General features: G+C 59.8%; 13 protein-coding genes. 4 read left to right on the forward strand and 9 right to left on the reverse strand.

Features of this window, described 5'->3' with window-relative positions:
• Positions 1 to 3: 3 nt before the first annotated feature.
• The 5 genes from FHT97_RS10150 to FHT97_RS10170 form a co-directional block, all read right to left on the reverse strand.
• Positions 4 to 936 (reverse strand): hypothetical protein, encoded by a 933-nt coding sequence (locus tag FHT97_RS10150; RefSeq protein WP_183861829.1) that lies wholly within the window; start codon positions 934 to 936, stop codon positions 4 to 6.
• Positions 937 to 1,124: 188 nt separating this feature from the next.
• Complete coding sequence (fabI, locus tag FHT97_RS10155) at positions 1,125 to 1,907, reverse strand: enoyl-ACP reductase FabI (RefSeq protein WP_183861831.1); 783 nt, start codon at positions 1,905 to 1,907, stop codon at positions 1,125 to 1,127.
• Between the two features lie 33 nt (positions 1,908 to 1,940).
• The gene (locus FHT97_RS10160; RefSeq protein WP_183861833.1) at positions 1,941 to 3,113 is read right to left on the reverse strand and encodes an acetate/propionate family kinase; all 1,173 of its coding nucleotides are present in this window, start codon (positions 3,111 to 3,113) and stop codon (positions 1,941 to 1,943) included.
• Between the two features lie 4 nt (positions 3,114 to 3,117).
• The gene (locus FHT97_RS10165; RefSeq protein WP_183861835.1) at positions 3,118 to 4,086 is read right to left on the reverse strand and encodes a phosphate acetyltransferase; all 969 of its coding nucleotides are present in this window, start codon (positions 4,084 to 4,086) and stop codon (positions 3,118 to 3,120) included.
• Positions 4,087 to 4,142: 56 nt separating this feature from the next.
• Positions 4,143 to 6,392 (reverse strand): DUF3141 domain-containing protein, encoded by a 2,250-nt coding sequence (locus FHT97_RS10170; protein WP_183861837.1) that lies wholly within the window; start codon positions 6,390 to 6,392, stop codon positions 4,143 to 4,145.
• Between the two features lie 469 nt (positions 6,393 to 6,861).
• Between FHT97_RS10170 and FHT97_RS10175 the strand changes: the two genes are divergently transcribed.
• Positions 6,862 to 8,487: a bifunctional aspartate transaminase/aspartate 4-decarboxylase gene (locus FHT97_RS10175; RefSeq protein WP_183861839.1), complete on the forward strand. Its 1,626-nt coding sequence runs from the start codon at positions 6,862 to 6,864 to the stop codon at positions 8,485 to 8,487.
• A gap of 50 nt (positions 8,488 to 8,537) precedes the next feature.
• Entirely contained in the window at positions 8,538 to 10,229 is a 1,692-nt protein-coding gene (gene aspT / locus FHT97_RS10180) for an aspartate-alanine antiporter (protein WP_183755430.1), read from the forward strand.
• A 61-nt stretch (positions 10,230 to 10,290) separates the two neighbouring features.
• Here the strand turns inward: aspT and FHT97_RS10185 are convergent, their stop codons facing one another.
• Together FHT97_RS10185 and FHT97_RS31545 are read right to left on the reverse strand one after the other, a co-directional pair.
• A complete protein-coding gene (locus FHT97_RS10185; RefSeq protein ID WP_183861841.1) occupies positions 10,291 to 11,328 on the reverse strand; it encodes a hypothetical protein in 1,038 nt (345 codons plus the stop codon).
• 4 nt (positions 11,329 to 11,332) lie between these two features.
• Positions 11,333 to 11,830 (reverse strand): DUF982 domain-containing protein, encoded by a 498-nt coding sequence (locus FHT97_RS31545; protein WP_348649617.1) that lies wholly within the window; start codon positions 11,828 to 11,830, stop codon positions 11,333 to 11,335.
• Here FHT97_RS31545 and FHT97_RS10195 point away from each other — a divergent pair.
• Entirely contained in the window at positions 11,822 to 11,989 is a 168-nt protein-coding gene (locus tag FHT97_RS10195) for a hypothetical protein (RefSeq protein WP_183861845.1), read from the forward strand. The two genes, FHT97_RS31545 and FHT97_RS10195, sit on opposite strands and share 9 nt — an antisense overlap.
• Complete coding sequence (locus FHT97_RS10200; protein ID WP_016555129.1) at positions 11,989 to 12,183, forward strand: hypothetical protein; 195 nt, start codon at positions 11,989 to 11,991, stop codon at positions 12,181 to 12,183. Before FHT97_RS10195 ends, FHT97_RS10200 begins: the two co-directional genes overlap by 1 nt.
• Positions 12,184 to 12,244: 61 nt before the next feature.
• Here the strand turns inward: FHT97_RS10200 and FHT97_RS10205 are convergent, their stop codons facing one another.
• Both FHT97_RS10205 and FHT97_RS10210 read right to left on the reverse strand, forming a co-directional pair.
• The gene (locus tag FHT97_RS10205; protein ID WP_183861847.1) at positions 12,245 to 13,612 is read right to left on the reverse strand and encodes a GAF domain-containing protein; all 1,368 of its coding nucleotides are present in this window, start codon (positions 13,610 to 13,612) and stop codon (positions 12,245 to 12,247) included.
• Entirely contained in the window at positions 13,609 to 14,094 is a 486-nt protein-coding gene (locus FHT97_RS10210; RefSeq protein WP_183861849.1) for a pyridoxamine 5'-phosphate oxidase family protein, read from the reverse strand. The genes FHT97_RS10205 and FHT97_RS10210 overlap by 4 nt, the downstream gene beginning before the upstream one ends.
• Positions 14,095 to 14,109: the final 15 nt, after the last annotated feature.

The following is a 14,109-nucleotide window of genomic DNA, read 5'->3' on the forward strand; positions in this document are numbered from 1 at the left end:
TGATTACTGCCGCATGGATATCGCATCGGCAACCTTCCGTGCGATCTCATCCTGGATGTCGAGGATGCCGCCTTCGCGAAGAGTGTTGTCATAAGCGCCTGTCCAGACCACGGCCCCGTCGGCTCGATCAACCAACCGAATTTGGACGTGCAGCCGGCCATTCTCTGTCTCTAGGCTACCTTGCAAAAAGAGTTGCCCTTGATCTGCAGCGAGAGAGGCTTCTGTCCCTAACGCCTTAACCGCGATTGAGTTGACCTTTGTCAGCTGCACGATAATTCCGTCGGTCAACCCCTTGGCAATATCCGCGTCGCCATCGCCCCGACCTATGCCGACCAAAGGCTCGACGACGATCTGCGGTCGCAATACATCTCGATCAGGCGAAGTCGCGACGAATATGGGGCGAAGCGAAGCGAACAATCCTTCGATTGGACGGATCAGCGCGAAGACGCCTACTGCAAAAACGACAACCAGCAACCCAATCGGCAGCACCAGTTCGCGATACGCAAGGCGGCGTTTCTCTTGCGCCGCCGAGGGCTCATCATCGGCTCGCATCGAACGGGTTTCCGGTCCGACGTCCAGCTGGCCCGAAATGAAACTCGGTACGTATCCGCCCTTGGGAATGGTAATCTGGATGGGATCACTTTGCCCGGCCACCAGATAGTAACGCTCCAGCGCGCGGCGAATACGCCCGGTCTCGATACGAACCACCGGGTCGTTTTGCGCATCAAAGGAGGCATCACGGCCGAAGACAGCCTGGGCAATGGCATAGGCTCTCAGATTCTCCAGCCGCCCCGCCAAGGCTTCGTCGACGATGTACGCTAGAAACCTTCGGCTGCGATCCGGAACCTGGAACTCTGCGCTCGACAAGATGCGGTCGAGTTGATCCCGGACCCTTGCGGGTTCGGGTGAGAGATTTTGTCCACCCGGCGAACTCATTGCCTCCTCCCGCAAGCAACTGCAAGTACGCTGCATCTAACCAGTTTGGAACGCATGGTATCCGAGCAAGCGGCAACAATCTGGCAACGTCCACTCAGTAGCTCCGCATAGTTGAAGTCGATTCACGGGAGGCCCGCAAGGACCAAGCAGCAACTCCCAGTACAATTCCTGAGATTCACCTCGGCCGGTCAATCGATAATGTGGTAGCCGCCGTCGATGTAGATGGTATCGCCAGTGATCAGGCGCGCGGCGTCATGGGCCAGGAAGGCCGTTGCCATGCCGACATCGTCGATCGAGACGAGGCTGCGCGTTGGGGCCGTTTCCTGGGCCTTGTTCAACAGCTCGTCAAATTCCGGGATACCGGAGGCTGCCCTCGTCGCCAAGGGACCTGGCGAGATGGCATGAACACGAATGCCCTTCGGTCCAAGTTCGGCGGCGACGTAGCGCACGGCGCTTTCCAGCGCCGCCTTGGCGACACCCATGACGTTGTAGTTCTTCACCACCATCTGGCTGCCGTAGTAGGTCATGGTGAACAGCGTGCCGCCGCGTTTCATCAATGGCTCGGCAAGATGAGCCATGCGGATGAACGACCAGCAGGAGATATCCATCGTCTTCAAGAAGCCATCCTGCGGCACATCAACGACGCGTCCCTGCAGCGTATCCTTCGGCGAGAATGCAATCGAATGCACGACGAAATCGAGTTCACCCCATTGCTCCGAGATACGGTCGAAGACGGCCTCGAGCTGTCCCGGCACACCAACATCCAGCGGCATGACGATGGGCGCGTCCAGTGCCTCGGCCAGCGGCACGACATGAGGCTTGGCCTTGTCGTTCAGATAGGTTACCGCCAGTTCCGCACCCAGGGCGCGAAATGCTCGGGCGCAGCCCCAGGCGATCGACTGATCGTTGGCGATACCGACCACCAACCCGCGTTTTCCTTCGAGAAGCTTGGCCTTTACCTCTGGAATCATATCAACCCCTCTCTTTCTAAACGTGTGCGCCGCCTACGCCGCGATCAGCGCAAGCGTGTGCCGCGCGATCATCAGTTCCTCGTCCGTTGGCACGACATAGATGGCGACCTTGCTGTCGTCGCGCGAGACAAGCAGCTCGCCGGCCTCATTCCGCACCGGGTCGAGCAAAGCGCCAAGCCAACCGAGTTTCGTAGCAATCCTTGCGCGCATCATCGGCGAATTTTCACCGACGCCCGCCGTGAACACAAAGGCGTCCACGCCCCCGAGTGCGGCAGCCAGCGCGCCGGCATTGAGGCCGATGCGGTGGACGAAATGGTCAAGCGCGAGCTTTGCGCCCGCCTCGTCGCTGGCAAGCAGGTCACGCACGTCATTGCTGACACCGGAAAGTCCCTTGAGGCCTGACTCCTTGTAGAGAAGGTCCTGCAGTTGCCGCGCCGTCATGCCATGCTGCTGGAGGAGGTAAAGCAACACACCAGGATCGATCTGTCCGCATCGCGTGCCCATCGGCAGGCCATCGAGCGCGGTAAATCCAAGCGTGCTTTCGACGCTCACGCCTTGATGCAAGGCGCACATCGATGCGCCGGATCCTAGATGCGCAACGATAACGCGTCGCTTGCCGATGGAGGGTGCAATTTCCGCCAGCTTTCCGGCGACATATTCATACGACAGCCCGTGAAAACCGTAGCGCCGAACACCCTCCTCGAAATAATGCGCCGGAATAGCATAGTGATCCGTCATCGGGTCGTGGCCTCGATGAAAGGCCGTGTCGAAGCAAGCGACCTGCCGAAGCTCGGGTTGCCGTTCCAAAAGCACGCGGATAGGCGCGAGGTTGTTGGGCTGATGCAACGGTGCCAGCGGCGCATACTGCTCCAGTTCGCGAAGCAACGTCGCGTCGATGCGCACAGGGCCTGAATGGTTCGGACCGCCATGCACAACGCGGTGGCCGACGGCGATCAGTCGCCCCTCCTGCCGCTGCCGTAGCCATTCCCCTACCAGACGCATCGCCGCCGGCAGATCGGGAACATCCTCGCGCGGATAGTTTTCGTTCGCCAACCGCTCGCCGCCGGCGCTCTTGATGGTCAGGTGAGGTGCGCTTCCGATCCCTTCCATCTGACCCTTGATCAGCCGCACCAGCGAACTCGCAACCGAAAACACTTCGAATTTCAGGCTCGACGAACCGGCATTCACGACGAGGATGGTATCCATGGCATCAACTACCCTGTATCGGTGCCGTGCGGCGACGTGCATCGGCAAGCAGGACTGCGACGGCACAGGAGGCAAGACGCGCCCTGACGGAATCCGCGCGGGATGTCAGGATGATCGGCACACGGGCGCCGAGAACAATGCCCGCAGCGTCCGCCCTTGCGAGGAAGGTCAAGTTCTTCGCCAGCATATTGCCTGCCTCGAGATTGGGCACGACCAGGATCTGCGCGCGGCCGGCGACCGGCGACTGGATGCCCTTTATCCTCGCCGCCTCCGGGTCTATCGCGTTGTCGAAAGCAAGCGGTCCGTCGAGAATGCCATCGGTGATTTGCCCGCGCTCGGCCATCTTGCAAAGAGCGGCCGCGTCGATGGTCGAAGGGATTTTCGACGTCACTGTTTCGACAGCCGAAAGGATTGCCACTCGCGGCACTCCGAGGCCGATCTGAGTGAAGAGATCGATCGCGTTCTGAATGATGTCCCGCTTGGCATCGAGATCCGGCGCGATATTGATTGCCGCGTCGGTAATGAACAAGGTCTCCGAGTAGTGCGGAACATCCATGACAAAGACGTGGCTGATCCGGCGTGCCGTCCGTAGCCCGGTGGTGGATGGGGCCACCGCCCGCATGAGCTCATCCGTGTGCAGGCTTCCCTTCATCAGGAGGTCGGCGCCACCTTCCCGGATAATCTCCACCGACTTCGCCGCCGCTGCGTCGCTATGCGGTGTGTCGACCAGTTCGAATGGCGAGATATCGAGGTTGTGTGACTGGGCGACCGCTTGCACCTTCTCTGCTGGCCCGACAAGGATCGGGCGCATCAACCCGACCTCGGCCGCCTCGACCGCTCCACGCAGCGATGTCTCGTCGCAAGGATGGGCGACAACCGTCTGCATCTGCGGCACCTGCTTTGCCTTTGCGACCAGCCGTTCATATTTCTCGTGACGCCCGGCTTCTTCCCCGATGTTGTCCAGATCCGACATCTGCACATGCTCCATGTTGAAGGACGAGTACAAGCTCGACGGTAGTTGGCTCTCGTTCAGTTCGCGCGCCTCACTGCCTTGAGGGGCGTCGGCTTCCGCGGCTCCGATGCGGGTCCGGCAAGCGGCTCGCCGGAGAGGTCGAAGAGCCCGATAACTCTCTGCCAGCGCCGCTCGGCTTCTTCCGAAAGAGGCCCACGCGCGTTCAAGACCCGCTGCAGAGACGACAAGGCTTCGCGGCGAATGTCTTCCTCTGCAGGAAGCAGGCAAGGTATCGCACTAACGGCAGCTTCCTCATCGATCACCAGCATGAGGAATTGATCGCGGATCAACGCCTTGAACTCGGCCAGCGTCATTGCCGGCATTCCGTCCTCGGCGTTGCGCATCCGACGGATCGCAGCAAACCCACGCTCGTCGGCTGCGCCGCTTGCCATGGCGACGTAGAGCAGACTGCGCGCCAGGCCTTCGCGAAGGCCACCATTGCCGATCTGCGCTTTGAGTTCGTCGACTCTTGTCTGGAGGACCTGACGATGAAAGCCGGTCTTGCTCGCACGTCGATGCGGCTTTGTGTCGGACGGATCGATCCCGACGGCTGCCTGCAAAAGCGGAGAGCCATAGACGGAGAGGAACGTCGCTTCGCTTAGCGCCTCCATTCCTTCACGCCATGCCTCCAGCCCCGCAACAATCTGCTGGGAGAATGCCTGCTCCAACGCCAGGAAGGGATTCCCCGCGGCAACCGGACGCCGTTCGTCCTCTACGTCGACGGCAAGGTCCGCAATCGGCGCCATCAATGGATTGACGTCAGAAAACAGTTCGTATTGCAGCCGGAGCGGGTGCGCGCCGCGCAATTGGTTCGCCGTCCATTCGGTCACCATCGCGCGGACCACAGGCTGGAGGAAAGTACGATAGAGCGAGAGGTTGATATCCGACACCTTTGCAACAGTCGCGAAACGGCGATCGTCCTCGGCGTCATTGCAACCAAGCGCACGGATGTCGTCGAGCGTTCTTGTCTCGCAGCGCATGATCCAATCGCCTTCAACGAGATCCCCGCCGATGGTCTCATCGGTCCTTGGCTCGAAGATCGCCTGATAAAGACCGGGCGGCAGCGCATCGATCAGGTCGATATTGCTGGAGAACTCCCCGTGTTCCTTGCGTGCGACGCTCGCCGACACGAAGATGCCGAGATGGCCGACTGTTTCATGGACGGTGTAAACGATCGTCTGCCCGTGCGCCCGGATCTCGTTCACATCGTCATAAAGGTCCAAGATCCAGCCCAGCGCTTGTGCGGGCGGCGTGATGTTGTCCCCCTTCGAGCAGAAGACGACGATCGGGGCGCGAATGTTGCGAAGATCTAGGGCCTCCCCCTTCGATGTCTCGATGCGACCGGCGGCGAGATTGTTGCCGACGAAGAGTTCGTCGACGATGAACTGGATCTCCTCCGCGTTCAGGCTAACATGTCCGCCCCACCACTCCTCGAAGCCGAGATAGCGCGGCGCCTCGGTGTCGATTTTCGAGTAGAGGTTATATTGCTTGGTCCAGAGCGTGTTGGCCGGGTTCTGGTTTTCGAAATTCTGTACCAGCCAGGCGCCGTCAAAGGTTCCGTGGCCGAGGTCGCTCGTGAGCGCGGTGAGCCAGGTACCACCCAACAGCCCGCCGGTGTAGCGCATCGGGTATTTGCCGCGCTCACCCGCCCAATAAGACAGCGGCGCCCCGGCAATGATGATCGAGCCGAACAACTCAGGCCGCATGGCGGCCAGCATCATGACCGCCCACCCTGCCTGACAATTTCCGATCACACAGGGTTTGGCGTCGGCCTGCGGATGCAAAGAGATGACTTTCTCCAGAAACACGGCTTCGGCAAGCGCAATGTCTTCTATCGTCTGCCCCGTGACAGGCTCCGGAAGGAAGCCGATGAAATAGCAGGGATGCCCGGCTCGCAGCGCGACACCGATTTCGCTGTCCGCCTTGAACCCGCCAATGCCCGGCCCGTGTCCGGCCCTCGGATCCACGACCACGAACGGCCGGCGCTTCTCGTCGACCTCGATCCCGCTGGGCGAGATGATCCGAACCAGTGCGTAGTTGACGGGTTTCTCGAGGGAGCGCCCATCGAGGACAATCTCGGGCGTGAAGCTCAGTACGTGCGGAGCCGTCGCTTCGGCATGGGTCCGATACTGATTGCCGCGCTTTCGCATCACATCCCAGAACAGCACGCTACGCTGGGCAGCATCCAAGGCGTAATCGAAGAAGAAGCCGGCAGGACCGAATTGAGCGGCGAAATCGGCTTTCGGAAGATAGGAAGGATACCGCATGCCAAATCTCCTCATTCACGCTCTCAGCGAGAGACCAAAGATCTATGCTTGAATGATATTCTCGATCTGCGTCCGCTCTGTGAAGGAACTGCCCGGCGGCCAGCCACCTGTTTGTTAGCAGTTGCAGCATAACAGCGCCCGACGGCTGCACCTACGTATCTTACGGTAGTATACGCTGTTGGTGAGCAGATATCACCGGAGCGGCGGGCGCCTTCATCCGGAACGAAGTGTCGATCGGCCGCCAGCGCTGTCGGACGCACGTTCGTGACACGTCAATCCTGCTTCTCGCACCCATTCATAATGGGCTTATGAAAAAGGGGTGAAGTGTGCGTAGATTACAGGATTCTACTCTTCCTTGCGGCGTAACTTACTTCCATGTCAGGAGAGTTCGGCCGATTATCCCCGGAACGTAAGCACAACGGCGGCGTCCACGCAATTGGCGAGCGCTGCGTGACGGGGAGGAATGGTCATGCCAGACGCTGGTATTTACGCCAAGTTCGAGGACCTTAGCCCGTTTGAGATCAAGGACGAATTGATCCGCCTGGCGCAGGCCGACAAGGCAGGGCGCGTTTATCTCAACGCCGGGCGAGGCAATCCGAACTGGATCGCAACGCGGGCGCGCGAGGCGTTCTTCCTGCTCGGGCAGTTCGCGCTCACCGAGGCCAAGCGGGTCTCTTATGACGAAGCAGCCGGTCTCGCGGGCATGCCTCCGACGGATGGCTGCTACGGCCGCCTGAAAGCCTGGGTGCAGAAACGCAAGGGCGACCCCGATACTCCCGGCGCCGAGACGCTCGAGGCGGTTGTCGATTTTGCCGTCAAGAAATTCGCCTTCGAGCCGGATAAATTCGTCAATGAATTGACGGATTCAATCATCGGAGACCACTACCCCGTCCCCGACCGTGCGCTTGTCCACAACGAAGCGATCACGCACGAATACCTGATGTGGGCCATGTGCGCCGGCCATCGTCCGAGCGCGAAATTCGACCTATACCCGGTCGAGGGTGGTACCGCGGCCATGTGCTATATCTTCAAGGCCCTGAAAAACGCCCGGCTGCTGAATTCCGGCGACACGATCGCGCTGGTCACGCCGATCTTTACGCCATATCTGGAAATGCCACACCTCGAAGATTACGCGCTGAAGCAAGTTCATGTTTCGGCGGAGGCTGAGGACCGTTTCCAGCTCACCGATGAAGACCTGAAAGCGCTCGAGGACAAGTCGGTCAAGGCGCTGTTCATCGTCAATCCCGGCAATCCGTCGGCTGTTGCGCTTGATCCCGAGTCGATGGGACGTCTGGTGAAATTCGTGAAGACGAAACGCCCGGATCTGATGATCCTGACGGATGACGTCTACGGAACCTTCGTGCCGAACTTCGAGTCGGTGATGGGTCATCTGCCGCACAACACGATCGGCGTCTATTCTTACTCCAAGTATTTCGGCTGCACCGGCTGGCGCCTAGGCGTCGTCGCCGTCGCCCAGGACAACATCTTCGACAAGGCGATCCGCGCGCTGCCGGAATCTGCCCAGAAGCTGATGGACGCCCGCTACAAGGCACTCACTCCGCATCCGCGAGAGATCAAATTCATCGATCGCATCGTCGCTGACAGCCGCGATGTAGCGTTGAACCACACCGCCGGCCTGTCGCTGCCGCAGCAGGTGATGATGTCGCTGTTCGGCCTCGTCGAGATGATGGACGAGGACAAGATCTATCAAAAGGCCTGCATGGCCATCTGCCAACGGCGCTTCGACAAACTGATGAACGGGATGGGGATTGAGTTTCACGCCCGCCCCTATTTCGACCGCTACTACGGCATCATCGACTACGAATTCTGGGCGCGGAAGTATGTCGGCGACGAGGTGACCGACTGGGTCAAGCAGAACGTCCATCCGCTCGACATCGCCTTCAAGCTCGCCGAAGACCACGGCATCGTGGTTCTGAACGGATCGGGCTTCGATGCCCCCAACTGGTCGGTGCGCGTATCGTTCGCCAACCTACCCGACGAGGCTTACGACTCGATCGGGCGCGCAATACGAGCGGTTGCGCGCGGCTATCTACAGGCCTATCGCGCGTCAAAGGGCGAATTGGCGCAGCCCTAGCGGGCGACGAACACTCCGTCGCATAGTTCTACTCAGGAGATCACGCCGTCATGTTCGAATGGTTCGCCGAAACGCTTCGAAAATATCCCGAGATCGCGATCTTCCTATCGCTTGCGATCGGCTACTTCGTCGGAAAGTTCACCTATAAGGGTCTCGGCCTTGGGGCCGTCACCTCGACCTTGCTTGCGGCCGTGGTCATTGGTCAGCTCGGAATTACCGTGTCGCCGAACGTAAAATCGGTATTCTTTCTCATGTTCCTTTTTGCGGTAGGATACGGCGTCGGCCCGCAATTTGTGCGTGGCATCGCAACCGATGGCCTGCCGCAGGCTGCCTTTTCGGTGATCGTCTGCATCTACTGCCTTGCCGTTCCGGTGATCCTTGCGATGTTGGCGGGTTATGATATCGGTTCCGCGGCCGGTCTTTATGCCGGGTCTCAGACGATCTCGGCCTCCATGGGCCTAGCGACGGACGCGATAAACCGCGCCGGCCTACCGCCCGACCAAGTAACTGCGACGCTCAACGCGATGCCCATCGCCTATGCGGTGACCTACATCTTCGGCACGGCGGGATCGGCAGTCATTCTCGCGCTTGTCGGTCCAAGACTTCTTGGAATCGACCTCGTCGCCGCCTGCAAGGACTATGAAACCCGCCACAGCGCCGCGGCAGAACTTGGTGGGGCAGGTTCGGCCTGGCACCGTTTCGAACTGCGCGCATACCGGATCAAGCCCGGTGGGCCCGTGGTTGGCCTGACGGCCGCGAAGGCTGAGGCGCTTATCCCAAACGCACGGGTTTTCGTAGAGCGCATCCGTCGGGACGGCGTGATCCAGGAGGCGACGGCCGATACGGTTCTGCAAGCTGGCGATGTCGTTGCCGTGGTTGGTCCTACCGATGTGCTGGTCAACGTGCTTGGTCACGAAGCGGAGGAAGTCAACGATCCCGAACTGCAGAATGTCCCAGCTGAAGGCGTCGACGTATTCGTTACCAGCAAGGAGATCGATGGCAAGAAGCTCTCCGAGATTGCCAAGTCGCCAGCCGCGCGTGGTGTATTCCTGCGCAAGATTGTGCGCGGAGCTACCGCGGTCGTCATCCCCATCCTGCCCGACACCGTCCTACACCGCGGCGACATCCTGACACTCGTCGGCCGCTCAAAGGACATTGCGGCCGCCACCAAACACATCGGCTATGCCGACCGAGCCACCGACGTCGCCGATGTCGCCTTCATCGGCGCTGCAATCGTATTGGGCGGGCTCGTCGGCGCGTTCGTCCTGAATGTTGCGGGCATACCGCTGACCCTCTCGACCGCCGGCGGCGCATTGATCTCGGGCCTTGTCTTCGGCTGGCTGCGATCGGTGCACCCCACATTCGGTCGGATTCCATCGTCGACCGTGTGGTTCATGAATTCGGTGGGCCTGAACGTCTTCATCGCGGTCGTCGGCCTTACCGCCGGGCCCGGCTTCGTCGCAGGTCTCAAGGAGCTCGGCGTCAGCCTGTTCCTCTGGGGCGTCGTCGCGACCACCATCCCCTTGATCCTCGCGATGTACACCGGGAAATATCTGTTCAAGTTTGACCCGGCCATCCTGTTCGGCGCCTGCGCTGGCGCCCGGACCACGACCGCGGCCCTTGGCATGATTACCGACGCTGCGAAAAGCCAGGTTCCGGCCCTCGGCTATACCGTAACATACGCCATCGGCAACACGCTGCTGACGATCTGGGGCATGGTTGTCGTTATGCTGCTTGGCTAGTTGGCGACCCGCGCGGTATCCGAGCTAGTCGGCATAGCGGACCCATGCGGTGAGCAACTTCTTACGGCCTCAGGCATTTGCAAACGATGGTCGAACCGCGTACCGAACATGACGGGTCGTTCACCGGTGTCCACTGCGCCAGTTCTCCTGAGAAGGTGGATTTCACGAAGTCCCGAATTTCGTCCTGAACCGGACTGATCTCGCGTGGGAGGCTGAAGCAACTCCCAGTTTGACCAGATGTGAAGTCTAGATAGTCGAACGTGGTCCAGCCACCGGCCTTTTGTAGAAGTGTGTCTCCCTTAAACCCCGGCGAATGGGCAGCAATTTCAATCTTCCTCAACCTGGCAGGATCCTCGTTGCAAAACCAAACAGGATCGTCTTGCTGCCAGCTCTCCACCGTGCAACTGGCCCCAGCGTAAACGCCCATAATGGTATTTCCCCACGCATCGGCCTCATTCACATCAATGATTTTAAGAAGATACGGCCAGGTGGTCTCAACGCCAGTATCGAAAACTCGCACCATTTTGAGCGTCCCGTTACGAAACTCACCCTTCAGGTCAATTCCATCGGCGGACAGCTCGTCAACAATGGAGACGAAATCTGGATAGGGAAGCCCATTAATCGAAAGGAGGCTGATGTTCTCCTTTACACCACGAATATGCTCGAAGTTTTTGCTTCTTAGCGCCTTGATGATCCGAACCGTCGAATCAGCACCGCGCCTTTTGACACCCCCGACGGCCACCACGTAAGCGCCTGAGGCGCGACCTGCGAAATAGTCCCATCCCTTCTGGTCCGCGCCGTTCTCCAGCAATAGGTCGACCATACGGTCATCAGCCTGCGCCTGTAGAGCTTCCTTTACAAAACTTCGTTTGAAACGCCCATCGGCAAATCCATTTCCGTCGATATTCCCGCGGCGTAAGATGTTGCGAGCGCTAAGAAAATCGTTCGCCCGTATCGCTGCTATCAAAGCGCGACCATCATCGGTAACGGGATCTGCGAAGGTAACTTTTGGCAATCCGCAGGTAAAAAAGAACAGCACTAGCGTCACTGCGATGAAGGGCGGCCGCCATCGCGTGTACCGTCGGGGAGCGGCAATCATCTGTTTACCTTGGGCCGTCCTCTAAAGGGCGGACCTTCCCCCCGGCGTGCGCTCTGGGGCGCTGCTCATCATTTCTTGGGTAGTTCTTTTGCGATTTTTCTCCGTCGTCCGGAAGAACGCGAAGCCCCGCTTCGTGCGCCGCAATTACGAAAGCTGCCCGAGCTGTCGCTGCGTCAGTGTAAAATTCCATCGCCTCCAGGGACGCCATCAGAGCGCTGTGAAACGACGGACGACTTTTCGGCCATTTGCTGCTTAGGAGCATGGCGGCGAGATCTGCGACTGTATCAGCATGTCGATATCGGCCGTTGCCTTCAATTTCGACGTCCATCGGACTGATAAAGACGGGGATTTCGCCAACCATGCCCCTAACTCCCTTGACTTTTCCGTATTGATAAATGGAGGCCGATTCGCTTTCGTCCAGAGCACTGAGCCCGCACGTCCTTGACTTTTCATTGAATGAGAACAAAATAAGAACATTCCCATGGAGGCTCCTATGACCCATACAGAGCAAGTCATTGCAAATGCCCTGGCAGCCGTAGCCGCGAGTAAGGCTGAGCGCGAACGCGATGCCGAACGCCGCAAGCGCGTATTTGGCAACATCGAGATCGGTCGCCCCCTGCCCGTTCTGAAAGGCCAGCAACTGAGCTTGGATTTACACTGATGCTGCCCGTGGCCAAGGAAGACGTCGATTTCGAAGTGCAGGCAGCCCTCGCCTGGCATGACGACGACGTGAATGCGACGATTGCCACACTGCTCGAGGACATCAGGCACTTGCGGCAGCAACTGTCACTGGCCAAGAGCGCCATGAGCCGGGGCATAACGCGCGGTTGGGCTCCTCAGTTTGAACGCAAATGAGCATGCAAAGTTTGTCAACTGAGATCGACCTACGCCTTGAAAGGATTAGACTACCGACCGGCTAGAGCCTCTCGAAGGTCGTCTCGTCGGAGGCGGTGACCTCGAGGATGAGCGGTCCTTCCGCCTTCAGCCTGACGCGGCCTCTGCTGACGCGGACGAGGCGTACGGGCGCCTGCTTTTCGTCGAGTCGGCGACGCAGCAGCAGAAGCCGGGTTTCAAGATTGTCCTTGATCTCCGGCATCCGGGAACCGACCGCAAGCCGCATTTCTCTGTTCGTGAATTCGGTCCTGCCGTCGCTCAGATGCCAATCGAGCATCAGGCGCAGCAAGGTCCCGGCAACGCCCTTCACTATGTAGGTTCCGTCGACGAACACACTGTCGTCGAAGCGGTGATGGACGACGCGGACTTCCCGCCCGGCGATAACAGACTCGGGCATGCCGACCGCCGGCTTCAATTCGGCCGCCGCCGCTTCCCGCTCGCTGGCCCTGAGGGCGCTGGCCGCCTGTCCAACCAGAATTTCGAGAGCAGCCTCGTCCTCTTCGCGGAAGGCGAGCCGCTCGGTGCTCTCGATGAAGAGTACACCTGTCACCGTTCCTTGGGCGGTCATGGGAATGGCGATCTGGCTCATGGCCGTCGACAATTGCGGGAAAGCGACAGTACGCGTGGCATTTTCGGTCCGTTCTGCCTCCAGACCGATCGCCTCTCCGAACCGGCGCACGCGGCTCATGTCGCTAACCTTGATCGTCTGGCCGCTCGTCGCAGCTGCGCCGATCAATCCCTCGCTGCCGGCGATTTCCGATCCGAGACCCGAGCGCTCGTAGCCTATGCTACCGGTGGTGATGAGGCAGCCACGATGGCTGTCGTGGATGAGCACGAGCGCATGATCGTATCCGAGGACGCGCTGGACGCCGCCGAGCAGACTGTCGATGATCTCATCGGCTTCCGCCTGTCGCTCGATGACCTTGATCGCCTCAGAAAGGGCGGGAAGGCTGACGGGCGCGCGGCCCGTCGCGGGTGAGCCTGTTTCCGCCGGCGATGGAACCTTTTCTATTCCGTGCACTCGGAAAATATCGGCGCTTCTGAGCCGCATGACATCGGACATGCCGACCTGCGCGCTACTCGCCTTGAGCTGGCGGGCGATCCTGTCGAACAGTGTACCGGTATCAACGGAACGAACAAAACCGATGTCGAGCAGGAACTGATCGCCGGTGAAGCCGTCGACCACGATCAGTGTGACCTTGGGATTGGCGCGTACATTCGCCGCCGTCTTGGCGAAGAACTGGTTGGAAAGCGCGACATGCTCTTCATCGACCCGCACCACATGCGAGAGATAGGAGATGTTCGGCATGCCATCGGCCGACGCCGTGGCGATGATGGACGGAATGACGCCCTCGAAGCAGGCGGAAAGATCGGAAAGCCGCAGGTTCATTGAGACCTCGCACCAGTCTGCGTGCCTGCCAACATGCCCGCGAGCGGGCCGGGCGTCTGTATGTAGATTTCACTGATCATGAGCCGAGCGACGCGCGCCTCTCGTGCCGTCAACCATGGAGCGATAAGGCGCCGCGGCACGCCGAGGGATTCCAGCTCGTCGGTCGCTGCCATTATAAAGTGGTCGGCGCGATCGAGGTCGGGTGTTTCCGTCTCCCGCATCTCGGCGGACCCCTTCAGTTGAAAACTGACATAATCCGACGGGCTGACGAAGGTGACAGCGAGCCGCCCGGTCTGCCGGATACAAGCTTCGAGCCGTGGCCACTGCCAAGCGGAAAAGATGACGTCGACTGTCTCGCGGTCTTCCAGGGGATGGAAGCCGACACCGCGTCCCGCCGAAGGACGGCCGGTCTCGTCAGCCGCGGCGATAATGCACATCAGCGGCCGATTGAAAAAATCGAGAAGCCTGTCGTCGAACCTCACTGCCGTCCCCCATTG

The organism is Rhizobium sp. BK399, from assembly GCF_014194695.1.
Taxonomy (GTDB): domain Bacteria; phylum Pseudomonadota; class Alphaproteobacteria; order Rhizobiales; family Rhizobiaceae; genus Rhizobium.